At 43.7% G+C, this 24,911-nt stretch carries 23 protein-coding genes; 13 read left to right on the top strand and 10 right to left on the bottom strand.

Translation table 11 applies throughout. From position 1 onward, the window contains the following. Positions 1–3: 3 nt before the first annotated feature. On the bottom strand, positions 4–1,155 hold the full coding sequence (locus L3V33_RS16400) for a methyltransferase (RefSeq protein WP_004735205.1): 1,152 nt from the start codon (positions 1,153–1,155) through the stop codon (positions 4–6). A gap of 175 nt (positions 1,156–1,330) precedes the next feature. Between L3V33_RS16400 and bolA the strand changes: the two genes are divergently transcribed. From bolA to nqrM, 9 genes are all read left to right on the top strand, one after another. Then, positions 1,331–1,639 carry a transcriptional regulator BolA gene (gene bolA, locus L3V33_RS16395; RefSeq protein ID WP_146457513.1) on the top strand — a complete coding sequence of 103 codons (309 nt, stop codon included), beginning with the start codon at positions 1,331–1,333 and terminating at the stop codon, positions 1,637–1,639. Between the two features lie 521 nt (positions 1,640–2,160). After that, a complete protein-coding gene (locus L3V33_RS16390; protein ID WP_237290818.1) occupies positions 2,161–3,501 on the top strand; it encodes a Na(+)-translocating NADH-quinone reductase subunit A in 1,341 nt (446 codons plus the stop codon). 5 nt (positions 3,502–3,506) lie between these two features. Continuing rightward, positions 3,507–4,751: an NADH:ubiquinone reductase (Na(+)-transporting) subunit B gene (locus L3V33_RS16385; RefSeq protein WP_004735208.1), complete on the top strand. Its 1,245-nt coding sequence runs from the start codon at positions 3,507–3,509 to the stop codon at positions 4,749–4,751. Next, a complete protein-coding gene (locus L3V33_RS16380) occupies positions 4,741–5,508 on the top strand; it encodes a Na(+)-translocating NADH-quinone reductase subunit C (protein ID WP_004735209.1) in 768 nt (255 codons plus the stop codon). The genes L3V33_RS16385 and L3V33_RS16380 overlap by 11 nt, the downstream gene beginning before the upstream one ends. Beyond that, positions 5,508–6,140, top strand: coding sequence for an NADH:ubiquinone reductase (Na(+)-transporting) subunit D (locus L3V33_RS16375; protein WP_004735210.1), 633 nt, complete (start codon positions 5,508–5,510; stop codon positions 6,138–6,140). Before L3V33_RS16380 ends, L3V33_RS16375 begins: the two co-directional genes overlap by 1 nt. A gap of 7 nt (positions 6,141–6,147) precedes the next feature. Then, on the top strand, positions 6,148–6,744 hold the full coding sequence (gene nqrE, locus L3V33_RS16370; RefSeq protein ID WP_004735211.1) for an NADH:ubiquinone reductase (Na(+)-transporting) subunit E: 597 nt from the start codon (positions 6,148–6,150) through the stop codon (positions 6,742–6,744). Between the two features lie 29 nt (positions 6,745–6,773). Then, the gene (gene nqrF, locus L3V33_RS16365; RefSeq protein WP_004735212.1) at positions 6,774–8,000 is read left to right on the top strand and encodes an NADH:ubiquinone reductase (Na(+)-transporting) subunit F; all 1,227 of its coding nucleotides are present in this window, start codon (positions 6,774–6,776) and stop codon (positions 7,998–8,000) included. 174 nt (positions 8,001–8,174) lie between these two features. Next, positions 8,175–9,179, top strand: coding sequence for an FAD:protein FMN transferase (locus tag L3V33_RS16360; protein ID WP_237290817.1), 1,005 nt, complete (start codon positions 8,175–8,177; stop codon positions 9,177–9,179). Positions 9,180–9,195: 16 nt separating this feature from the next. After that, the gene (nqrM, locus tag L3V33_RS16355; RefSeq protein WP_004735214.1) at positions 9,196–9,450 is read left to right on the top strand and encodes a (Na+)-NQR maturation NqrM; all 255 of its coding nucleotides are present in this window, start codon (positions 9,196–9,198) and stop codon (positions 9,448–9,450) included. 127 nt (positions 9,451–9,577) lie between these two features. Here nqrM and L3V33_RS16350 read toward each other — a convergent pair whose 3' ends face one another. Next, positions 9,578–10,819 carry a diguanylate cyclase gene (locus L3V33_RS16350; protein WP_054548041.1) on the bottom strand — a complete coding sequence of 414 codons (1,242 nt, stop codon included), beginning with the start codon at positions 10,817–10,819 and terminating at the stop codon, positions 9,578–9,580. 163 nt (positions 10,820–10,982) lie between these two features. Between L3V33_RS16350 and dinB the strand changes: the two genes are divergently transcribed. Next, on the top strand, positions 10,983–12,059 hold the full coding sequence (gene dinB / locus L3V33_RS16345) for a DNA polymerase IV (protein WP_019350587.1): 1,077 nt from the start codon (positions 10,983–10,985) through the stop codon (positions 12,057–12,059). 124 nt (positions 12,060–12,183) lie between these two features. On the opposite strand, the gene L3V33_RS16340 is transcribed toward dinB, so the two are convergent. Next, a complete protein-coding gene (locus L3V33_RS16340) occupies positions 12,184–14,118 on the bottom strand; it encodes a RecQ family ATP-dependent DNA helicase (protein ID WP_237290816.1) in 1,935 nt (644 codons plus the stop codon). A gap of 145 nt (positions 14,119–14,263) precedes the next feature. Between L3V33_RS16340 and L3V33_RS16335 the strand changes: the two genes are divergently transcribed. The 3 genes from L3V33_RS16335 to L3V33_RS16325 all read left to right on the top strand — a co-directional run bounded on the left by L3V33_RS16335 (position 14,264) and on the right by L3V33_RS16325 (position 17,262). Further along, on the top strand, positions 14,264–14,737 hold the full coding sequence (locus tag L3V33_RS16335; protein ID WP_054548038.1) for a GreA/GreB family elongation factor: 474 nt from the start codon (positions 14,264–14,266) through the stop codon (positions 14,735–14,737). Positions 14,738–14,824: 87 nt separating this feature from the next. Beyond that, the gene (locus L3V33_RS16330) at positions 14,825–15,583 is read left to right on the top strand and encodes a YggN family protein (protein ID WP_237290815.1); all 759 of its coding nucleotides are present in this window, start codon (positions 14,825–14,827) and stop codon (positions 15,581–15,583) included. A gap of 317 nt (positions 15,584–15,900) precedes the next feature. Beyond that, on the top strand, positions 15,901–17,262 hold the full coding sequence (locus tag L3V33_RS16325) for a sodium-dependent transporter (protein ID WP_145565914.1): 1,362 nt from the start codon (positions 15,901–15,903) through the stop codon (positions 17,260–17,262). 181 nt (positions 17,263–17,443) lie between these two features. On the opposite strand, the gene lipA is transcribed toward L3V33_RS16325, so the two are convergent. From lipA to mrdA, 7 genes are all read right to left on the bottom strand, one after another. Beyond that, entirely contained in the window at positions 17,444–18,409 is a 966-nt protein-coding gene (gene lipA, locus L3V33_RS16320) for a lipoyl synthase (protein WP_237290814.1), read from the bottom strand. Between the two features lie 4 nt (positions 18,410–18,413). Continuing rightward, complete coding sequence (gene lipB, locus L3V33_RS16315) at positions 18,414–19,073, bottom strand: lipoyl(octanoyl) transferase LipB (protein ID WP_017079937.1); 660 nt, start codon at positions 19,071–19,073, stop codon at positions 18,414–18,416. Between the two features lie 195 nt (positions 19,074–19,268). After that, positions 19,269–19,544, bottom strand: coding sequence for a DUF493 family protein YbeD (gene ybeD, locus L3V33_RS16310; RefSeq protein ID WP_017079938.1), 276 nt, complete (start codon positions 19,542–19,544; stop codon positions 19,269–19,271). A gap of 235 nt (positions 19,545–19,779) precedes the next feature. After that, complete coding sequence (locus L3V33_RS16305; RefSeq protein ID WP_017079939.1) at positions 19,780–20,961, bottom strand: serine hydrolase; 1,182 nt, start codon at positions 20,959–20,961, stop codon at positions 19,780–19,782. A 93-nt stretch (positions 20,962–21,054) separates the two neighbouring features. Continuing rightward, entirely contained in the window at positions 21,055–21,894 is an 840-nt protein-coding gene (locus L3V33_RS16300; protein ID WP_017094899.1) for a septal ring lytic transglycosylase RlpA family protein, read from the bottom strand. Positions 21,895–21,897: 3 nt separating this feature from the next. Then, complete coding sequence (rodA, locus tag L3V33_RS16295) at positions 21,898–23,019, bottom strand: rod shape-determining protein RodA (protein WP_054548035.1); 1,122 nt, start codon at positions 23,017–23,019, stop codon at positions 21,898–21,900. Continuing rightward, positions 23,019–24,911: a penicillin-binding protein 2 gene (gene mrdA, locus L3V33_RS16290; RefSeq protein ID WP_054548034.1), complete on the bottom strand. Its 1,893-nt coding sequence runs from the start codon at positions 24,909–24,911 to the stop codon at positions 23,019–23,021. The genes rodA and mrdA overlap by 1 nt, the downstream gene beginning before the upstream one ends.

The raw sequence follows: 24,911 nt of genomic DNA, 5'->3' as shown, positions 1-24,911 counted from the left end.
TGCTTATTTATTAAAATTCGCAGGCTCTCTTGTTGCTTGTAATATCTCAAATTTTTGGTTTAGTTCAAGCGTTTCAACGTTAGCTTCACCAAATAGTCTTGCTAGTTTGACATCGTATCCGAGGTGTCGGTTGCCAATAACGATTAATTTGCCTCCGTTGCTAAGAACATGCTTTGCATCACAGAACATTTGCCATGCAATGTGGTCTGTAATCGCTTGTTGCTGGTGGAACGGAGGATTACACATAACTAAGTAAGTGCTGTTCTTCTTGAAGCCATCTAAACAGTTGTTGGCGATGAACTGGAAGTTGCCTTCTTCACCAAGGTTATCCTTGACGTTTTGGCGCGCCGATTCCACCGCCATAAAGCTTTCATCCACACAGGTGATACGAGCTTGTGGGTTCAATTGCCCAGCTTTTACACTCAATACACCATTGCCACAGCCTAAGTCGATAATATGACGTAGCTCAGGATCTTGAGGGATGTGCTCTAGCATATAACGAGCGCCTTGATCGAGTGCTTCCCCTGAGTAAACATTTGGTAAATTTTTCAGGCGGATATCTTCACCGTCTACGTCCCATTCAACATAAGGTTCTACTGTTTGAATCGGTTGGCAGTTTGGAGAAGAGAACACAAGGCGGTGCTTTTTCTTAGCCAGAGAGGTTTTGGTTTCCCCCAGATATTTTTCAAACAGGTTAAGTGTTGAAGTGTGAATTTCTTTTACTTTATTCACACCAATCACTTGGCAGCCTTCAGGCAATGCTTGGCGCAACTGGCTCAATTGCCATATTAGGTGGCGGTTGGTTTTTGGCAATTGCATGATGACAAGGTCGATACCGTGTGGGATATCATCCATCGTGTTCAAGAAGTTCACTCGGTTACTTTGATTGCGCTGTAAGTTTTTTAATGTTCCGCGATGAGAGATAAAAGAGTCACTCATCATAGTCACGTCATGATCTTTGGAGAACCAAGCGGATAGGGCACCAAAACTGTCGTTCATGATCAGGATGTGTTTACCAGGTTCAAGGTTCATCTCTTCAACATGGCTAATCAGATATTCGTCGCCGGCATCCCAAGCTTGAAGGGTTTCATTTGAACGGTTGGGGAAACGATTTAGGGTTAAAGTTCTATCGTGAAGGGTAAGTTCAGTTTTCATTGCTTGAGATACTTATGTAAGAAATAACAAAGATATTGTCTCAAATGCAGCCTGAACAAGATATAAAAAACTCGACTAAACCCCACGAGTCAGCGATGAAATACTCAGACAGTCGGTTAGTTAGGGTTTATACTGGAGCGACAGATAATGCCAATACGCTATTTAAGGAATCACAATGATCCAAGAAGTTATCGAAACAAAATTGCACAATGAGTTTTCACCAAGTCATTTAAACGTGGTGAATGAGAGCTATATGCACAATGTTCCGGCTGGTTCTGAGAGTCATTTTAAAGTGATTGTTGTCAGCGATGTGTTTGAAGGTTTACGTCTTATTGCTCGTCATAGAGCGGTAAATAAAGCACTATCAGAAGAGTTAGAGAATAATATTCACGCACTATCCATTCACACTTATACAAAAGATGAATGGATGAAGCAGCTAAATAACGTGCCAGATAGCCCGATGTGTATGGGTGGTGGTAAGTAAGATAATTAACCCATATAGAAGAGGCGGCTAGGCCGCCTCTTTTGTCTCAAAATCTATCTGTTTTCTGTTGTTATATCACTCAAGCTGATGGTAAATTGACCGGGCAAAAATACCTACAATGAGTAATGTTTTTATTAACAGTGTTTCAACATAACACGTAAAATATTAGTTTGTGACAGAGTATTAATCTCTTGTTTAAAACACGTTCTAAAAGCCATTCTATCTGTGCGGCTCGTCAAATTTATACATATTTGAGAGTCCATATGCTTCAAATCTCACCAAATAAAGGCCGTATTCAAGTTATTGGTCATGGCATCAAGTTGTCAAAAAATGCTAGAATATGGCACCTGATAAATCTCACATAATTCTTGTGATGAGTTTATTAATGTATTGTTGCGATTTTGGTATCTCAAATTTACCAAAACCGGACACTGTAATGTCGTGTCTAAGGGCGATTTTAAAACGTCCTGAATTTACGCAATTAAAAGAATCTTTTTCCCGATAAAGTAGTGCAAGTGCGTATGATTACAATAAAGAAGGGTTTGGATCTTCCTATCGCAGGAACTCCATCCCAGGTGATTAATGATGGTAAGTCCATCACTAAAGTCGCCTTGCTTGGCGAAGAGTACGTTGGTATGCGTCCTACGATGCATGCTCGCGTTGGTGATGAAGTGAAGAAAGGCCAAGTTCTTTTTGCAGATAAAAAGAACCCAGGTGTTGTATTTACTTCTCCAGCAAGCGGTAAAGTTATTGAAGTGAACCGTGGTGCTAAGCGTGTTCTTCAATCAGTAGTGATTGAAGTAGCAGGCAATGAGCAAATCACGTTCAATAGCTATGGAGCTAACCAACTAGTAGGCCTTGACCGTGAAACGGTTAAAGCTCAATTAGTTGAGTCTGGCGCATGGACCGCTTTGCGAACTCGTCCGTTTAGCAAGGTTCCAGCAGTTGATTCTGAAACTCAGGCTATTTTTGTTACTGCTATGGATACTAATCCGCTAGCAGCTGAGCCAGAATTAATCATTAACGAGCAGTCTGATGCTTTCGTTGCTGGTTTAGATCTTCTTTCAACTCTGACTAACGGTAAAGTGTACGTTTGTAAAAAAGGTACTAGCTTACCTCGTTCAGCTCAGTCTAACGTTGAAGAACATGTTTTTGATGGCCCACATCCTGCAGGTCTTGCAGGCACGCATATGCATTACCTGTATCCGGTAAATGCACAAAATGTAGCGTGGAGCATTAACTACCAAGACGTGATCGCATTCGGTAAGCTTTTCCTTACTGGTGAGATTTACTCTGAGCGCGTTGTTTCTCTGGCTGGTCCAGTAGTTAACAACCCTCGTCTAGTTCGTACTCAAATTGGTGCTAGCCTTGAAGAGTTGACGGACAGCGAGTTGATGCTAGGTGAAGTTCGCCTGATCTCAGGTTCAGTGCTATCTGGTGTTCACGCTTCAGGTCCACATGCTTACCTTGGCCGTTACCATCAACAAGTTTCGGTTCTTCGTGAAGGTCGTGATAAAGAGCTATTCGGCTGGGCTATGCCTGGTAAGAACAAGTTCTCTGTTACTCGTTCATTCCTTGGTCACGTGTTTAAAGGTCAGTTGTTCAACATGACAACGACAACGAACGGTAGTGATCGCTCTATGGTTCCAATTGGTAACTACGAGAAAGTAATGCCATTAGATATGGAGCCTACTTTGCTGCTTCGCGATCTATGCGCTGGCGACGTTGATAGTGCACAAGCACTTGGTGCGCTAGAGCTAGATGAAGAAGATTTAGCACTGTGTACCTTTGTATGTCCTGGTAAGTACGAGTACGGTCAGTTACTTCGTGAATGCCTAGATACAATTGTGAAGGAAGGGTAATTTTCATGGGCCTTAAAAAGTTTATTGAAGACATCGAGCATCATTTTGAACCAGGTGGTAAACACGAAACGTGGTTTGCGCTTTACGAAGCAGCAGCAACACTTTTCTACACACCAGGTACTGTTACAAAGAAAAGCTCGCATGTCCGTGATAGCGTTGATTTAAAACGTATCATGATCATGGTTTGGCTTGCGGTATTCCCAGCAATGTTCTGGGGTATGTACAACGCAGGTGGTCAGGCTATCGCAGCACTAAACCACATGTATTCAGGTGCAGAGCTAGTTTCTATCATTGATGGTAACTGGCACTACTGGCTAACCGAAATGCTTGGAGCCTCCTTAGGGGCCGATGCAGGTTGGGGCAGTAAGATGCTCTTGGGTGCGACTTACTTCTTACCTATCTACGCAACGGTATTTATCGTTGGTGGTTTCTGGGAAGTACTGTTCTGTATGGTGCGTAAGCACGAAGTCAATGAAGGTTTCTTTGTTACTTCTATCTTATTTGCGCTTATCGTTCCGCCAACGCTTCCTCTATGGCAAGCAGCACTAGGTATTACCTTTGGTGTTGTTGTTGCGAAAGAGATCTTCGGTGGTACGGGTCGTAACTTCTTGAACCCTGCTCTTGCTGGTCGTGCGTTCCTGTTCTTTGCATACCCTGCACAGATTTCAGGTGACGTAGTTTGGACTGCTGCAGATGGCTTCTCTGGTGCAACTGCTCTTAGCCAATGGGCTCAAGGCGGCGGTAGTGCACTAATGAACGTAACATCAGGTGAAGCAATCACTTGGATGGACGCATTCATTGGTAACATTCCAGGTTCTATCGGTGAAGTTTCAACGCTTGCACTTATGATTGGTGCAGCAATGATTGTTTACATGGGCATTGCTTCATGGCGCATCATTGCGGGTGTAATGATCGGTATGGTTGCAGTATCAACACTATTTAACGTGATTGGTTCTGACACTAATGCAATGTTCAGCATGCCTTGGCATTGGCACCTAGTTCTAGGTGGTTTCGCATTCGGTATGTTCTTCATGGCGACTGACCCAGTATCAGCTTCATTTACCAATAAAGGTAAGTGGTGGTACGGCATCCTAATCGGCGCAATGTGTGTAATGATTCGTGTAGTTAACCCTGCATACCCAGAAGGCATGATGCTTGCGATTCTATTCGCAAACCTATTTGCTCCTCTGTTTGACCACGTTGTAATCGAGAAGAACATTAAGCGGAGACTAGCGCGCTATGGCAAGTAATAACGATAGCATTAAAAAGACGCTGTTTGTTGTTATCGCATTGAGCCTAGTGTGCTCAATCATCGTTTCAACAGCTGCAGTTGTTCTTAAACCTAAGCAACAAGCTAACGCAGTTCTGGATCAGCAAACTAAGATCCTTGAAGTTGCGGGCATTGAACTTGCGGGTAATATCCCAGCACTGTACGCAGAGAACATCGAACCTCGTCTAGTTGATTTCGCTACTGGCGATTTCGTTGACGGCGACGCTGCTGCATACGACCAACGTAAAGCGGCAAAAGATCCTGCTCAGTCAATCAAGCTTTCAGCTGAAGATGACATCGCAAAGATCATTCGTCGTGCTAACACGGGTACGGTATACCTAGTGAAAGATGGCGCTGAAACTTCTAAAGTTATCATCCCTGTTCACGGTAACGGTCTATGGTCAATGATGTACGCATTCGTTGCGGTAGAAACTGATGGCAACACAGTTTCTGGTATCACTTACTACGAGCAAGGTGAAACTCCTGGACTTGGTGGTGAAGTTGAGAACCCAACTTGGCGCGCTCAATTCGTTGGTAAGAAATTATTCGACGAAAACCACAAACCTGCTATCCAGGTTGTTAAAGGTGGCGCTCCTCAAGGTTCTGAGCACGGTGTAGATGGCCTTTCTGGTGCAACACTGACCAGCGTTGGTGTTCAACATACATTTGACTTCTGGTTAGGTGATATGGGCTTTGGTCCGTTCCTAGCAAAAGTTCGTGACGGAGGTCTGAACTAATGTCTAGTGCAAAAGAAATTAAAAAGAGCATCTTAGCGCCTGTGTTGGATAACAACCCAATCGCGCTACAGGTTCTTGGTGTGTGTTCTGCTCTTGCGGTAACCACTAAGCTAGAAACAGCATTTGTTATGACTATCGCGGTAATGTTCGTTACTGCTCTGTCTAACTTCTTCGTTTCTTTGATCCGTAACCACATTCCTAACAGTGTGCGTATCATCGTTCAGATGGCAATTATCGCATCATTAGTAATCGTGGTAGACCAAGTGCTTAAAGCATACTTATACGATATCTCTAAGCAGCTATCTGTATTCGTTGGCCTAATCATTACTAACTGTATTGTAATGGGTCGTGCTGAAGCATTCGCAATGAAGTCTGCGCCAATCCCATCTTTCATCGATGGTCTTGGTAACGGTCTTGGTTACGGTTTCGTTCTTATCACTGTTGGTTTCTTCCGTGAGCTTCTAGGCTCTGGCAAACTATTTGGTATGGAAGTACTACCTCTAGTGAGCAACGGTGGTTGGTATCAGCCAAACGGCTTGATGCTTCTAGCACCTTCTGCATTCTTCCTAATTGGTTTCTTGATTTGGGCAATTCGTGTGTTCAAACCAGAACAAGTAGAAGCGAAGGGGTAAGGTAGTCATGGAACATTATATTAGTCTGCTAGTTAAATCGATTTTCATCGAAAACATGGCGCTTTCTTTCTTCCTAGGTATGTGTACATTCCTAGCGGTTTCTAAGAAAGTTAAAACTTCTTTTGGTCTTGGTGTTGCGGTAGTTGTAGTACTTACAATCGCTGTTCCTGTAAACAACCTTGTTTACACACACATCCTAAAAGAAAATGCACTTGTTGCCGGTGTCGATTTAAGTTTCCTTAACTTCATCGCATTCATCGGTGTTATCGCTGCACTTGTACAAATCCTAGAGATGGTTCTAGACCGTTTCTTCCCACCTTTGTACAACGCACTAGGTATCTTCCTTCCATTGATCACAGTTAACTGTGCAATCTTTGGTGGTGTATCTTTCATGGTAACTCGTGACTACAACTTTGCTGAATCTGTTGTTTACGGCTTCGGTTCTGGTGTGGGTTGGATGTTAGCTATCGTTGCTCTTGCGGGTATCCGTGAGAAGATGAAGTACTCTGACGTACCTCCAGGTCTACGTGGCCTTGGTATCACGTTCATTACTGTTGGTCTGATGGCGTTAGGCTTTATGTCTTTCTCTGGTGTTCAACTGTAGGGTAAGCACCCAGTAATAAGGAATAACAAATGCAAAGCATTATTCTTGGCGTAGCGATGTTTACCATTATTGTATTGGCTCTAGTACTAGTGATTCTTTTCGCTAAGTCTAAGCTAGTACCATCAGGTGACATCACTATTGCTGTAAACGGCGACCCTGAAAAGGCGATCGTTACTCAACCTGGTAGCAAGCTACTTGGTGCCCTAGCTGGCGCTGGTATCTTCGTATCGTCTGCTTGTGGTGGCGGTGGCTCTTGTGGTCAGTGTCGTGTAAAAGTTAAGTCTGGTGGTGGCGACATCCTACCAACTGAACTTGATCACATCACCAAAGGCGAAGCTCGCGAAGGCGAACGTCTTGCATGTCAAGTTGCTATGAAAACTGACATGGAGATTGAACTAGACGAAGACATCTTTGGTGTTAAGAAGTGGGAATGTACAGTTATCTCTAATGATAACGAAGCTACTTTTATCAAAGAGCTAGCACTTGCTATCCCTGAAGGTGAAGAAGTACCGTTCCGCGCGGGTGGTTATATTCAGATTGAAGCTGAACCACATCACGTGAAATACGCAGATTACGATATTCCTGACGAATACCGTGGTGACTGGGATAAGTTCAACTTGTTCCGTTACGAGTCTATCGTTAAAGAGCATTCGATTCGTGCTTACTCTATGGCTTCATACCCAGAAGAGAAAGGCATCATCAAGCTTAACGTGCGTATCGCAACTCCGCCGCCAAACAACCCTGACGTAGCTCCTGGTGTGATGTCTTCATACATCTGGTCTCTTAAAGAAGGCGACAAATGTACTATTTCTGGTCCATTTGGTGAGTTCTTTGCTAAAGACACAGACAATGAAATGGTATTCATCGGTGGTGGTGCAGGTATGGCGCCAATGCGTTCACATATCTTCGACCAACTTAAGCGTCTTAACTCTACTCGTAAGATGTCTTACTGGTACGGTGCACGTTCTAAGCGTGAGATGTTCTACATTGAAGATTTCGATGGCCTAGCGGCTGCAAACGAGAACTTCGTGTGGCACTGTGCACTGTCTGATCCTCAACCAGAGGACAACTGGGATGGTTACACAGGTTTCATCCACAACGTATTGTACGAAAACTACCTGAAGGATCATGAAGCTCCTGAAGACTGTGAGTACTACATGTGTGGTCCACCAATGATGAACGCGGCTGTTATCGGCATGCTGAAAGATCTTGGTGTAGAAGATGAAAACATCCTACTAGATGACTTCGGTGGTTAATCCATTTAAGTGATTGATATTATGGCTGACTCTTATGAGTCAGCCATTTGTTTTTCTAAGACTACTCGTGACAACAAACTGGCTTATATAAGAAAGAGTAAGGCATTCAAAATACCTATTTTTTACTCTTATTTTTCCTTATATAAACCCTTAACCTTAAACAGGAGTAAGCAAGTGAGAATTTGGCTTGTTGCATTAACTTCTTTGATTTTTCTTGCGGGCTGTGATCAGGCAAGAGAGCAAGTGCATTTAAGTGGCCCTACAATGGGTACCAGTTACAATATTAAGTACATCAATGGTGATGAATTTCCTGAGTCTAACGAAGTTCATACCGAGATCGACCGTCTGCTTGAAGAAGTGAATGATCAAATGTCGACCTACCGTGAGGATTCAGAACTGAGCCGTTTTAACCAGCATAAAGGTGCCGATGCATTCGAAGTATCTGAACAAACCGCTATTGTTGTGAAAGAAGCGATTCGTTTGAACGGTCTTACTGAAGGTGCATTGGATGTTACGGTTGGGCCATTAGTTAACCTTTGGGGTTTTGGTCCTGAAGCTCGTCCTGAAGTGGTTCCATCAGATGAAGAGCTTGCGGCTCGCAAGGCTAAGGTTGGTATTCATCACTTAAGCGTTGAAGGTAATAAGCTAAGCAAAGACTTGCCTAAATTGTATGTTGACCTTTCAACTATCGCAAAAGGTTGGGGTGTGGATGTCGTTGCTGATTACCTTGATTCAATTGGTATTCATAATTACATGGTTGAAGTAGGTGGTGAAATCCGCTTGAAGGGTTTAAACCGTGAAAGTGTGGGTTGGCGTATCGCCATAGAGAAGCCAACTGTCGACGAGCGCAACATTCAAGAGATCATCGAGCCAGGTGATATGGCGATCGCAACATCTGGTGACTACCGTAACTATTTTGAGCGCGATGGTGTTCGTTACTCACACATCATCAACCCTGAAACAGGCAAGCCGCTTCATCATAAAGTGGTTTCTGTAACCGTTTTAAACCCGTCTTCAATGACTGCAGATGGCTTATCTACAGGCCTTATGGTCTTAGGTGAAGTAAGAGGAATGGAAATCGCTAACCAGCATAGCATCCCAGCGTTTATGGTGGTTAAAACAGCAGATGGCTTTAAAGAAATTGCTTCAGAAGCATTTAAGCCATACTTAGGTAAATAAGGTAAGCGAGAGAATTATGAATACATTTCTGATTACATTTGGTGTTTTTCTTGCAGTAATCGCAGCGATGTCTATTGGCTATATTATCCAAAAGAAAGTTGTGAAGGGTAGCTGTGGTGGCTTAGGTGCTGTTGGTATTGATAAAGTATGTAACTGTCCTGAACCTTGTGATGCGCGCAAAAAGCGTGAAGCACGTGAAGCGTACCGCGAAGAGAAACTGGCTGAGCGTCAGCAAAAAGAAGCTTCTTGGAATAAAGATCGTATTGCTTAATTGCGATTAGCAGCAATAACGATTAGGAGCGAAACCTGCTCCTCAAAAAACAAAGAGCCTAAGGTTAACACCTTGGGCTCTTTTCATTTTAAAGGCTGACTCGATTCGTGCTCTAGGAAAGCAGGAGTTACTCATTAACGCGTTGAAGGTTATTACGAGCGCATATCAACTGGTTTCGACCTTGCTTTTTCGCGGTATAAAGTAGCTCGTCTGCTGCTTTGATTTGCTCGTCTAAAGAGCCTTCTTGGTCGGTCACGCCAATGCTCATGCTCACTTTAATCACATGTGAATCATGCTGCACTTCATGATTTTCAATTGCAACTCTCATCGACTCCAAGGTCTCTATAAAATCTTCAAATGGTTCGCATGACTGAATGCAAAACTCTTCGCCACCGAAGCGAGCCGCTAAATCATCTTTAAAGTGCTCTTTGATGATTTTACCAATCTCAATTAATACCGCGTCACCACCGTCGTGGCCGTAGGTATCATTCACCTTTTTAAAAAAGTCGATATCCATCATGGCGATACTGCGATGTTCGCAGCCTTTACATGTTTTATTGAAGAGGTAGCGACGGTTCCAAAGTCCGGTCAGAGCATCCTCGTTTGCATGACGAAACAGCTCGTTGGTCGCTTCTTTCATGTCGAGTAATTGGTGAATACGGCAGAAAAATTCTTCTTGGTTAAATGGCTTATAAAGGAAGTCGTTGGCGCCAGCTTTAAGGAAGCGAGCAGTCATTGTGCGATCATCACTGCCAGATAGGCCGAGAATAGCGAGTTGATTACGATCGTGTTGGACTCGAATATCACGGGTCATCGAAATGCCATCTTTGTTCGGCATGTCATGGTCGGTAACGACAAAAGTGATATCAGGATCGTTTTGGAGGAGCTCTAGTGCTTGCTCTCCATCTTCCGCTTGAATCGTTTGAATATATTGATGCTCAAGAAGTTGGACGACATATCGACGAACCACAGCAGAATCATCAACAACTAAAGCTTTATGGTATCGGTTATTCGAGATTCGATTAACCAGAGGAAGTAAGTAACTGACTGACGACATGCTGTCTTTGAGGATGTAATCAAGCACACCTTTTGCGAGTACTTGCTCTCGAAGTGTGTTGTTGAACATGCCCGTGAGCACAATGATTTTTTGTTGATAGCCGAGTACCAAATCAATAATCTCACCATCTTGTCCATCGGGTAAGCAGTAATCGAGCACCGCACACAAGAAATCCGTCTCTTGCTCTAAGATAGCTTTGGCTTCTGCTACAGATTCAGCCAGTGAAACATCATAGCCATCATTTTTAAATTGCTGGTACAGGTAGTTTCTGAATGCACGACTGTCTTCTACTACTAGTATTTTCTCACTCAAAAGCTATCCTTACTTATAGACTAAATACTCCTTAACAATACTATCAGAATAGTAGGCGGCTATTGAAGAGAAACCTCTTGAGCTGGACTCCAGATCATTTTAAATCTAGGAATAATTGATTATACTGTTCATAGATACAGTTGTAAGGTTGAGTTATTCCTAAATGTGTAGTGCGGGCGAAGAGAAAGTTAGAAAAATAATCCATGTTGATATGGATTGTTTTTACGCAGCTGTGGAAATGCGAGATAACCCATCTTATAGAAATCGACCGCTCGCCGTCGGGGGACATGAAAAACAGCGCGGGGTTTTGAGTACATGTAATTACGAAGCTCGCAAGTTTGGTATTCGTTCTGCAATGCCAACAGGAAAAGCGCTGCAGCTTTGCCCCAACCTATTGGTTGTCCCCGGGAGAATGTCGGTCTACGTCGAGATATCGAAAAAGATCCGCGAAATTTTTTCTCGATACACATCCATCATTGAACCTCTTTCTTTGGATGAAGCTTTCCTTGATGTCACCGATTCCAAGCAATGTCATGGTTCGGCCACACTGATTGCAGAGGCGATTCGTCACGATATCTGGAATGAACTCAACTTGACCGCTTCGGCTGGCATCGCTCCAATAAAGTTTCTAGCGAAAGTAGCGTCAGATATGAACAAACCTAACGGACAGTTTGTGATTCCTCCACAAGACGTACAAGCCGTGATTGATGAGCTCCCACTCGAAAAGATTCCCGGTGTTGGCAAGGTCAGTATCGAAAAACTGCATCAAGCAGGCTTCTTTACTTGTAAGGATATTAAGGAGTCTGATTATCGCGATCTATTGCTCAGGTTTGGCCGTCAAGGTGCATCACTATGGAAGCGCAGTCATGGAGTTGATGACCGAGAAGTTATCATCGAACGTGAACGAAAATCGGTAGGTGTGGAGCGCACCTTTACTCAAAACATTTCTACCTACGAGGAATGTTGGCAGGTGATCGAAGATAAGCTGTTTCCTGAGCTTGAAACTCGTCTCGAAAAAGCCAGCCCAAGTAAAGCGATCATCAAGCAGGGCATTAAGCTCAAGTTCGCCGACTTTCAACAAACCACAATTGAACACATCCACGCCTCTCTAGATCGTGAACACTTTAAAGAACTGTTAAGTGAAATACTGAAAAGACAACAGGGGCGAGAAATACGCCTGCTTGGTTTGAGCGTGATGCTACAACCCAAAGATCAAATGCGTCAGTTGAGTTTCTTTTAGTCTGTCTTGTTTAGAGAGTAATAAGAATAGAGGATAAGTGGGAATAGAGTAATGAGATGTGCACTGATAAGCACCGACTAGACTTCATAGCCTAGCCAGTTTCTATATCAATACGTGAGATGCCTTACCTAGGAAGCTGTTTAACTCGAGCTAAGGTATCACTGAATGGTTGCTGCTCTAACTTTCCGTAACCGACCATTTTGCTGGCTTTAAGCTTGGTTGAAAGCGGGGTTGCTATTCCGCATAGAAAACGCGTAATGGCTTCGTCGGTGATCAATTGTTGACTCTTAGATACAAATTCATGAATCCATGTCATTACGGTTTCGTCGTCAACGGGATCAACATTGACAGTTGGTAATATTGCCACCTCACCACGGCATACCGAGCAATGACCACAGTTTGTTGGTGCCTTATCATCGGCAAAGTAGCTTGCTAGGCGTGAGCTTAGGCACGTGTCTGCCTCAAAGAAGCTCAGCATTTGGTTAAGACGGTTTATTTCACTGTTCTCTTTTTCCTTAAACAATTCAGTTAGACGTTCCGATAACTGCATCATGCCTTCAGAGGTGTTGTGGATCGCATACACATCGGTGATCTGCTTACTTTCCAACTCAATCCAACCTTGTTCATTGAAATAATCGATTGCCGCAATCACACGTTGACGATCTGTCTGGAAATGTGTCCACAGCGCATCGAAGTCGACTTGGCACCAGACTCTGGCTTGAGGCGAGCACTGGAAAATCGCTTCGACAAAATGACGACGTTCGCCTTGGAACTGTTCGGTGATCTGCTGTTTCGGGCGAACGAACTTAAATTTGTAGTCAGCAAAGTAGCTGTACTTCGGCTCAATTACACCTTCAATTTCAAGATACACCAGTAGCGTTTTTAGCGGTAACTGACGAACGTTGGATTCACGTGATAGCTGGTTAAGCATAATCTCCCATTGGTTTGAGCCAGAAACGCCAATGTTTTGATTTTCGTAGATTTCTTTTAATACTGCTTGGATCGATATGTTGTCTGGCGTATCGCCAAATACGAAGTTCTCTAGTGTACTGAGGCCGTACTTGTTGGCGAGAAGAATACATTCTGAAGGCTGGCCATCTCGGCCTGCTCGACCGATCTCTTGCGAGTAGTTCTCTATCGATTTAGGTAAATCAAAGTGAATGACTCGGCGAATGTTGGATTTATCGACGCCCATACCAAACGCAATGGTGGCCACGATACAGTTCACGTCATCATTCATGAATTGATGTTGAATTACATCTCGGTTTTCAGGCTTAAGACCCGCATGATAAGCAACAGCATTTACGCCAGCGTTACGAAGTTGCTGAGCCACCATCTCTGCTGTTTGTTGAAGGGTGACATAAACAATAGTCGGAGCAAGAGAAGCTTGATTAACGACGTTGCACAAGATTTCTAGTTTGCTGGTTTGTTCGCAAGGTTGAATTGAGAGGTCAAGGTTTTCACGATAGAAACCGGTAACGACAACTCGATCTTCATCGATATCAAACTTAGACTTCATATCTTGGATAACTGATGTGGTCGCGGTTGCTGTCAGCAGCAGTACCTGAGGAATATTGAGTTGTTTTTGGTACTGGGGAAGCTTTAGGTAGTCTGGTCTAAAGTTATGTCCCCATTCTGAAATACAGTGCGCTTCATCGACCACCAGTAACGAGATCGGCACTTGGGAGATAAACTGGCGAAAGCGTTCGTTCTTCAAGCGTTCAACGGAGATCATGAGGATCTTGGTGTCTCCGTTACGTACCGACTGCATCACTTGTTGGGTGGTTTGTCTGTCTTGGCTTGATTCGATTGCAGCTGCGCTAATGCCTTTGCTGTGCAAGAAGCTGAGCTGGTCTTTCATTAAAGCTAACAGTGGCGATATCACTAAGGTTAAATGTGGCAATGCTAGCGCTGGCAATTGATAGCAAAGCGACTTACCTGATCCGGTTGGGAATATGGCCGCCGTCGAATGACCAGATAGAACATTATCAATGACTTGCTTTTGCCCATTACGCAGTGAGTCGAATCCGAATACTTGTTTTAACTTCTGCTCAATCATTTATGTTCTACCTGAATTATTAAGTGTCGTATTGATGATAAAGCGAGCGTCCATTAATGATAGCGTCGCTTGATGAATCAAATGTCTTGCACCTGATTGTACCTAATTCTATTCTGTAGCTCCTATAGAAAAGCACCCCAATAGTATGAATAAGTCTGAGCTTCGCCAAATAATCTTAGAGCAACTCGAATCCCGGTTAAGCATCGCACAATCTGCGACTCAGCGTGCGATTGATGCTGCCACCGATGAAGAGACCGTGCCAGAGCACAAGTACGATACCTTAGCGTTAGAAGCCTCGTACCTTGCCCATGGACAAGCGATGCGGGTTCAAGAGTGTGAAGATGACATCCAGTGTTACCGAAACCTCGTATTACGAGATAGTGAAAGAATTACCGTCAGCAGCTATGTTGTGGTCATTGACGAACATGATGAACATAAGCACTTTTTCCTAGGGCCAAGAGTCGGTGGGCTTTCTGTTACATGGAACGAAAATGAGATTGCCATCGTGACGTCGAATGCACCATTTGGTCAGGCTCTAATGGGCAAAGAAGTCGGTGATGAAATTGAGTTTAGGGTCGCTGATAAACAGTTTTGCTATGAAGTAGTATCGATTGACTGAATGACAGGCTTATAAATATAAACGTTTTTCTGACAAAGAAGCATAAACTAGCGGTATAGTCGTTGGGCAGATTGATGAGAGGGTGTTATGAAAAAAAGCGTATTAATTGCATCATTAACAGTGGCTACCGCTGTTGTGAGCCTGCCAACTTTTGCAGCTCAGTGTCGAGTTGATTTGAAAAATGAACTACGAATTGACGAGCAGAAAGTCGAAATCAATCAAGTAAATGGTGATACAGCTATTCTGGATGGCAATAACGATCTTTATATTCATGGTGAGAAGGTTGAACTTGATGCCGACCAACAAGCGGCGATTGAAAAATACCGCGAAAGCATGAGTGAGTACTTACCACGAGCGAAACAAATGGCGAACGATAGCCTAGCGTTAGCTAATGACGTGATTGATGATATTGCGGCTAGCCTCGATTCACCTGAGTCATTTGATAATGTAAAAGAATCAATGAAAACTTACTTTGCTGAACTGGAAGCTCGTTACTACAAAGATGGCGAGTTAGTGTTACCAGCAGACAGTTTTGATTCGATGGCCAATGGTTGGTCTGAAGATTTCGAGAAAGCGAAAGAAATCTTTAATCAAGAATTTATCTCCAGCGCTTTTAATGCGATGTCAGAAAAAATGAAACAAGACGGTGGTCTAAACCTGACTGAATTGGCTGATAGCATGGCTGAATTAAAGCTTAAAGTTGAAGAGCGAATGAAAGAACACTCTCAACAAGTGCAAGAGGAAGCGAATGAGTTCTGTGATTCGCTTGATGAGATGGCAGAACAAGAGCAAGAGCTGCATGAAATCATTCCGAACCTAAAAGACTATCAAGTATTCACGATCTAATCTGAATCTAATTATGAAGAACAAGAGCACCGATTGGTGCTCTTTTTGTATGTATGTGTTTATGGATGTAGGTGTTTATGGATCTATAGATTCAGCCGCACGAGCATTTAATCCGATACATACTCTTTATTTTTTAGGTCTATATCTTGATTGGTCGTTATTTGGCAAACGATAAGATCAGTTAGTTGTTAACTATGTGGTTCTAAATAGCGTATCGATTGTAAAAATAAGAGAATTATTCATTTATTGGTTGTGCCTATCATTGCTTTTTATTACTGTACTTCCCAACTAGTTCACTGATTTTTGATGCGGGCAATATGAACCAACAATCTTCCTCTTCAAGAGAGCACTTTAGCTCTCGTTTGGGTTTTATTTTAGCAGCGGCGGGTGCAGCGGTTGGCTTGGGTAATATTTGGGGCTTCCCAACTCAAGTTGCCAGTAACGGTGGTGGCGCTTTTCTCTTAGTCTATTTGATCATGATCTTCGTGGTCGCTTTCCCAATGCTGGTGGTTGAGATGGCTATTGGTCGTCACGGTCAAGCAAACCCTGTCGATAGCATGCGTTCTTTGACTACGAACCCTTTGGGTAAGAAAGTCGGTGAGTTTGTCGGTTGGGTCGGATTGAGTGTGCCAAGCGCCGTGTTGGCATTTTATAGTATTGTTGGAGGCTGGTTGATCTGCTTCCTCATTGGTGCTGTCGCTGATCTGATTGGTCTAGAGGCTGCTGCTGATTGGTTTAAAGGCTTCAGTGTTGAGCGAAATGTATTTGGCACTGTCGCATTCTATGTGCTGACTATCTTGATTGTTCAGGGCGGTGTTAAGCAAGGTATCGAGAAATGGTCGACTCGTTTGATGCCTGCGCTGTTTGTTTTGTTTGGCTTACTGTTTGTTTACATCATGACCCAAGCTGGCGCGATGGAAGGCCTGAAACATTACCTAGTTCCAGACTTTGAGAAAGTTTGGGACAGAAAACTGATTCTAGCGGCAATGGGGCAAGGTTTCTTCTCGTTGACTATTGGCGGTTGCTCGATGTTGGTTTATGGCTCTTACTTAAGTAAGAAAGAGAACCTGCCAAAAATGGCAATGAACGTTACCTTAGTCGATACCGCTGTTGCGTTTATTGCGGGTTTAGTCGTCATGCCTGCAATGTTTGTTGCGATGCAAAAAGGTGTTCAAATCTACGCTGAAGATGGCTCATTATTAAGCTCTGACACGCTAGTATTTACGGTTCTGCCGTTGATGTTTGATAGCTTAGGCGTGCTTGGCCAGATCTTCGCGATTGTCTTCTTTTTGTTGCTAACGATTGCCGCGCTGACTTCATCGATTTCGATGCTGGAAGGGCCTGTAGCGCTAGTGAGCGAGCGTTTCAATACCAGACGAACACCAACGAGTTGGGTAATTGGTAGTGTTATCGCGCTGTTTAGTGTGGTGATTGTCTACAACTTTGCCGCGATGTTTGGAATGGTTGCGATGATAGCGACTCAGTACCTTCAACCGGTTGCTGCTCTGATGTTCTGCCTATTTGGTGGCTGGGTATGGAGCCGAGCTTCAAAAGTCAAAGAGCTTGAGCAAGGTTGCCCTGATTTCCAATTGGGTTGGTTTGGTAAAGTGTGGCCAATGTATGTGAAGTTCGTGTGCCCAATCTTAGTGGCGACGGTTATCTGGGCTTCATTTGGTTAACGCAGAGCCCATCTGGACTCTCTGAACCTAAACACTCAGAACTTGAAATGTTAAGCACAAAGCCACTCATAAGGAGTGGCTTTGTTGTTTCGATGTGAAGGTATAGCTGAACTTGCAAGATAGAAAAAAGGCGCTGAACATAATAGTCAGCGCCTTTGTATTTTTAGTTAAGTAATCGTGACTACTTAATTTCCATACCTTGCGCTTGTAGATCTGCATGGTAAGAAGAACGTACAAACGGGCCACAAGCTGCGTGAGTGAAGCCTAGTTCTAGAGCAATCTCTTTCAGCTCATCAAACTCTGAAGGCGGCACGTAGCGTTCTACTGGTAAATGGTGGCGGCTTGGCGCTAGGTATTGGCCAAGTGTTAGCATAGTTACACCATGCTCACGAAGGTCTTTCAGTACTTGAACGATCTCTTCTTTCGTCTCACCAAGACCCATCATCACACCTGATTTAGTTGGGATGTCTGGGTGCTGCTCTTTGAATTTTCTCAACAGATCAAGAGACCACTTGTAGTTTGCGCCTGGACGCGCTTTACGGTATAGGCGTGGCGCTGTCTCTAGGTTGTGGTTGAAAACATCTGGCGGGTTGTTTTTCATTAGATCAAGTGCCACATCCATACGACCGCGGAAGTCAGGAACCAGTGTTTCGATACGAATATTTGGATTTTGCTCGCGAATTTCACGGTTACAGTCAGCAAAGTGCTGAGCACCGCCATCACGCAGGTCATCACGGTCTACTGAAGTGATTACAACGTACTTCAGCTTCATGTCTTTAATCGTCTTAGCCAGTTTCTTCGGCTCTTCTGCTTCAGGAGCAACAGGACGACCATGGGCAACATCACAGAACGGGCAGCGACGAGTACAGATAGCGCCAAGAATCATAAACGTTGCCGTGCCGTGGTTAAAACACTCGGCTAGGTTAGGGCAAGACGCTTCTTCACAAACTGAGTGCAGGTTGTTCTTGCGCATTGCTGATTTGATTTCTTGAATACGATGGCTGTCTGAAGGAAGTTTAATCTTCATCCATGCAGGCTTACGTAGAACTTCTTTCTGTTCAGCAGGCATATTCTTTACGGGAATTAATGCCATTTTGTCAGCGTCACGATATTTAACGCCTTTTTCCATTTGGATTGGTTTGCTCATGATTTTATGCTTCTGCTGTAATGTTACTGGTGGCTTGAATGTCTACTTGGTCATAGCCGAGTAGCTCTACGAGCTCTTGTATTAACTGTTGCTCAACGTTTTCTAGTTCACTTGGCCCGCCTAGCTGGCTTACTTGTGCCATTTCCATACCTTGATAACCACATGGGTTAATACGTAGGAATGGAGACAGGTCCATATCGACGTTGAGTGCTAACCCGTGGAACGAGCAGCCACGTCGAATACGTAATCCGAGTGAACAGATTTTCTTGCCATCGACATAGACACCAGGAGCGTCAGGTCGGGCAGTTGAATTTATATTGTAAGCTTTCAGAGTGTTGATTACGAGGTTCTCAATATGAGTCACCAAATCACGTACTCCGAATTTTTTGCGGCGGATGTTAATCAAAAAGTAAGCGACTAACTGACCTGGGCCGTGATAAGTCACTTGGCCACCGCGATCGCTTTGAATGACAGGGATATCACCAGCATTTAGTACATGCTCGGCTTTGCCTGCTTGTCCTTGAGTGAAGACAGGGTTGTGTTCAACCAACCAAACTTGGTCTACGTCTTCTTCTGTACGTTCGTCTGTGAACTTATGCATGGCTTTCCATACAGGTTCGTAATCCTGACGGCCTAATTTTTTTACGATTAGCTTATTTTGCAAAGTAGCACTCCCCCAAGGATTAATAAAGTGAACGCATTATAAACGCGAAACATGATTCTAACTACAGACGGACTGCAAGGTTTTTCAACTTTCTTTGTATTTATTGAAAATTAAGTTGAATGAATTTGACCTAGATAGGGTGCTTCAAACAAAAACAGCGGCAATAAGCCGCTGTTTTTCATGTGTAATCGGAGATTACAGAACCATACGAACGATTTCGATCTCGCCCAGTTCTTTATAAAGCGTTTCTACTTGCTCAATTGAAGTCGCTGTAATATTGATCGAAACAGAGTGGTAGTTACCTTTCGCACTCGGTTTTAGCGTTGGGCTGTAGTCACCAGGAGCATGACGCTGGATCACTTCTAGCACTAGCTCAGTAAGTTCTGGCTTTGCATAGCCCATTACTTTGTAAGTGAATGAACAAGGGAACTCTAAGAGATCTTTTAGTTTTGCATCAGAATTGATGTTCATGAATAGCTCCAAAAGGCTAGACTCTCGCAAATTGGCGAAATGTCGATAAAAAGCGTGTTCGGTCAACAGACACGAGTAATAGGGCGGAATATTACGTGTAAATATCTCTGAACTCAAGATCAACAAAAGCCGCACATGGCGGCTTTTAGTTCGTCAATGAGTAAATAATGAACTTACTCATTGAGTTAGCTTTGCACTGAGCTTGTGTATTGCTCAGTGCAAAGCTTTGACTGGTTTAGAATAACCCCTTAAACAGCAATACTAGGTAGTCCCATAGACGGCTAAATAAGCTGCCTTGGTCTACATCTTCAAGTGCAAGTAGTGGGTATTCAGCAACGTCTTCACCATCAACTTGGTAGAATAGTTTACCGACAACATCGCCTTTGCTAATTGGTGCTTCTAGTTCCTTTTCAAGAACGAAGCTTGCTTTTAGGTTCTTAGCTTGACCACGAGGTAGGGTAACGAAAGTATCTTCGTCGACACCTAGTGCAACTGTATCCTTGCTACCCATCCAGATCTTCTCTTCTACGAAGGTTTCACCGGCTGTGTGTGGCGCCACTGTTTCGAAGAAACGGAAGCCGTAGCTAAGCAGCTTTTTGCTTTCTGTTTTACGAGCGTTAGCATTTTTAGTTCCCATCACAACAGCAACTAGGCGCATTTTGCCCTCGGTTGCTGAGCTTACTAGGCTATAACCTGCCTTGCTTGTATGGCCCGTTTTGATGCCATCAACGTTCATGCTCTTATCCCATAACAGACCGTTACGGTTGTACTGGGTGATGCCGTTGTAAGTGAATTTTTTCTCTGAGTAGATACGGTACTCATCAGGAACATCACGAATCAGCGCCTGACCAAGTAGCGCCATATCATAAGGTGTTGAGTATAGGTTCGGGTTGTCTAGACCGTGCACGTTAGCAAAGTGCGTGTCTTTCATGCCGATAGAGCTTGCCCATGCGTTCATTAGGTCAACGAATGCATCTTCAGAACCAGCAATATGCTCAGCCATTGCAACAGTAGCATCGTTGCCTGATTGAATGATGATGCCACGGTTCAGTTCTTCCACTTTAACCGTTGTGCCCACTTCAATGAACATTTTCGATGAATCTGGGAAGTTTTTAGCCCAAGCATTCTCACTGATAACAACATCGTCGTTTAGATTGATGTTGCCACGTTCTAGCTCTTGGCCGATCACGTAGCTCGTCATCATCTTGGTTAAACTTGCTGGAGAAAGTTGAGTGTTCATCTCTTTCTCTGCTAGTACTTTGCCTGAATGGTAATCCATCAGAACAAAACCTTTAGCGGCGATTTGCGGTGCATCAGGGACTACAATTGGAGCGGCGAATGACGATGTAGCTATCGTTGCAGAAAGAGCAACAGAAGTAGCAAAAATCGATTTAACAAGTTTATTAGATTTAATCATTTTGAATGCAATTATTTGGTGAACTATTCATATATTAACAGAATCACTCTGTCACACCAGAGCGCTGATTACCAGAAGTAACTGTTAGATTAATTAGCGGGTTAGTGTGTGTTTTTTTATATAAGCTGACGGGTAACCCATTAGCTTAACTTGTTCTAATTTCTCTTGAGTCAGAGCATAGTCATGAAATGGCCCAAGCATCAGACGGTAGTTATCGTCATTTGGCTGCAAGAACGTTGCTACAGCTAGCTTTTCGCCTAGATCTTTGGCTAACTTCTCGGTTCTATCTTCATGTGGAGAAGTTGCAACTTGAATGATAAATTGCGGTAAAGCGGCCTTTTTATTTGCGTCGGTTGGCATAGCCACAGTAATGACTTCTATCTCAACATTTGCGGTGCCGGTTCTCAACACATCGAGCTTATAAGCTGCCGCATAACTAAGGTCAATGATTCGACCTTCATGGAATGGACCGCGGTCATTGATACGAACAATCGTCGTTTTATTGTTATCAGTATTCGTCACTTTTACATAGCTTGGAATTGGCAATGTTTTGTGCGCTGCCGACATGGAATACATGTCGTAGATCTCGCCGTTAGACGTTAAGTGACCATGAAATTTCTTACCGTACCAAGAGGCTTTGCCTTTCTCAGTAAAACCTTCGGTCTTCTTTACGATCTTGTAGTCTTCGCCACGCAAAGTGTAATCCGTGTTACCACCTAAACTATAAGGTTCATATTGAGGGTGAGCATCTTCTAGATGCTCCACCGAGATAGGTGCATCCGGTGCAATATCCGAATCAATATCGTAGCGACCGGTTGGCTTTTGTGAAGAGCAGCCGTTGATCAAAATCGCCAAGCCTAGAATAGAGGCTATTTTTTTGATTGGCAGCTCATCAACCAAAGATGCTTTTCTTTGAAATATTGTAATAGACATCGATTAGGTCGCCTTTGAAAATGCTTTTCTGTGTGTATGGATCGACATTAAAATACCAAAACCAGCCATAAGGGTAACCATTGAAGTACCGCCATAGCTGACGAGAGGTAGAGGAACACCAACCACGGGTAGAATACCGCTTACCATGCCAATGTTTACAAAGATATAAACGAAGAAGCTCAGTACAATACTGCCGCCCATCATTCGACCAAATGCTGTTTGCGCTTGGCTCGCGAGTACTAAACCCCGTCCAATAATGAATAGGTAGATAGCAAGCAAGAACAAAATACCAATCATGCCCCATTCTTCGGCTATTACCGCAAAAATGAAGTCAGTGTGACGCTCTGGAATGAATTCCAGTTGGGATTGAGTTCCTTGTAGCCAACCTTTTCCTGATATACCACCAGAACCTATCGCAATCTTACTTTGAATAATGTGGTAGCCCGCACCTAATGGATCTGATTCAGGATCAAAAAGGGTTCTTACTCGTACTTTTTGATATTCACGCATCAAAAAGAACCATAATATTGGGATAAATGCCCCTAACGCTATTGCGGCACTGGCAATGATTTTCCAACTTATACCAGCCAGGAATATCACGAAGATACCGGATGCGGCGATAAGGATAGATGTACCCAAGTCGGGTTGCTTAGCGATTAAAATGGTAGGTACAAACACCATCACTAGCGAGATCGCTAATGTTTGAAAGGTTGGCGGCAGTGATCGTTTACCGATAAATCGAGCCAGCATCAAAGGTACCGCAAGCTTTAATAGTTCAGAGGGTTGGAATCGAACAAAACCGAAATTTAACCAACGTTGGGCCCCCTTAGATGCCTCACCAAAGAACAACACGCCCAAGAGTAAGATGACACCGCCTGCAAATAACAGCGGGGCCAAGGTTTCATAGGTACGAGGCGAAAGTTGCGCTAAGAAGATCATGACACCTAAAGACAGCACCATACGCATTGCTTGGCGATCCATCATCGCAAGGCTTTGTCCGCTGGCGCTGTACATGATCAATAAGGCAAAGCCCATCAACACCAGAATACCGAGCAGTAATGGGAGATCGATATGGAGCCTTTCAAACAAGGCTCTATTTCGTCCAGTAGAAGGATCAAGTTTCATTATTTTGTTGCCTTACTTTCATCTTCTTCAGCGAGAATAATATGGTCTAATATTTTTCTAACGACAGGGCCGCCATTTGATGAGCCACCACCTGCGTTTTCTAATACGATGGTCACAACCGCTTCTGGATCTTCAAAAGGAGCATAACCAGTAAAGAGTGCATGATCGCGTAAATGCTCTGCGATTTCGTCCGCGTTGTATTCTTCGTCTTCTTTGAGACCGAATACTTGCGCAGTTCCTGATTTACCAGCGGTTTGGTAAGACATCTTTTGGAATGAACGTCTTGCAGTACCTTTCTTACCGTGGTTTACCAGTCTCATGCCTTCTTGCGCGATATCCCAGTATTTCTGCTTAACACCAGTGATTGGAGGATAAGTTTCGATCTCTGATACCGTTTGGTCATCGAATGGCTGACCATTATCGATCGTCGCACGTAATAGGTGAGGCGCTGTTACTTCACCTTCGTTGACCAATACAGACGTGGCTTTAGCGATTTGCATCGGTGTTGCCGTCCAATAGCCTTGTCCGATACCAACAGGGATGGTGTCACCTTGATACCAAGGCACACGGTGTCTTGCCATTTTCCATTCACGAGTTGGCATGTTGGCTTTACTTTCTTCGTAAATATCAATGCCTGTGTAGTCACCAAAGCCGAATAGCATCATCCATTGAGATAAACGGTCGATACCTAGATCAAAGGAGATTTGGTAGAAGAAGGTATCAACTGATTCTTCAATCGCTTTCTCTATATCAACAACACCGTGTCCCCAACGTAACCAGTCGCGAAACGGCTTGGTTTTGGAGTTAGGTATTTTCCAATAGCCTGGATCATTACGCGTTGTATTCGGTGTAATCACACCTTCTTGTAGAGCAGCAACGGCAATAAACGGTTTGATCGTAGAAGCTGGTGGATAAATACCCAATGTGGCACGGTTAACCAAAGGTCGATCTTTATTCTGTAGTAGAGCGTTATAACCTTTAGAGGAGATACCATGTACAAAGGCATTTGGGTCGTAGCTTGGGCTAGACACCATTGCTAACACGCCATTGTCTTTCGGGTCAAGAACGATGGCAGAGCCACGGCGTCCATCGAGCAGTTTGTGCACGTATAACTGAAGATTGATGTCTAAGTTAAGTACAATATCTTTACCCGGAACCGAAGGGACAAATTTTAGTGTGCGAATGACTCGTCCACGGCTGTTTACTTCAACTTCTTGATAACCCGCGGTGCCGTGCAGCATGTCTTCGTAGTAGCGCTCAATACCAAGTTTACCGATGTCACGTGTTGCTTTGTAATTGGCGTCTTTTTCTTCTCGTACTAAGCGTTGTATATCGCGATCATTGATGCGCGATACATAGCCAATAACGTGAGTCAGTACATCACCATACGGATAAAAACGTTTTAATGTGCCTGTTACCTCAACACCCGGAAATTTATGCTGGTTTACAGAGAAGACCGCAACTTGCTCTTCGGTGAGCTGATTTAGAATAGGCACTGACTTGAAGCGTCGTGAATTGCGGCGGTCACGATTAAAACGCTCGATACGTTCAGGTGGAATCTCGATTAACGTTTGTAGACGGACGAGCGTGTCATCCATATCTTTGATTTTTTCGGGCGTAATTTCTAGGTTGAAAACGGGGCGGTTTTCGGCAAGAAGTACACCGTTGCGATCGTAAATCAAACCACGGTTAGGTGCGATTGGAACGACCTTGATACGGTTGTCGTTAGAACGGGTTTTATAGTCTTGATATTGGTTGACCTGAATGTTGTACAGGTTAACAACCAACATCGACATCATGACTATGATCCCCGCAAACGCAACAAAAGCACGACTAGTAAATAGTCGTGCTTCTGCTTTGTAATCACGGATTTGGCTACGTTTACGTAACAT

Source organism: Vibrio sp. A2-1 (assembly GCF_021728355.1).
GTDB classification, from domain to species: domain Bacteria; phylum Pseudomonadota; class Gammaproteobacteria; order Enterobacterales; family Vibrionaceae; genus Vibrio; species Vibrio splendidus_K.
The sequence above is the reverse complement of the archived record's forward strand: the minus strand, read 5'-3'. Positions and strand labels throughout refer to the sequence as shown.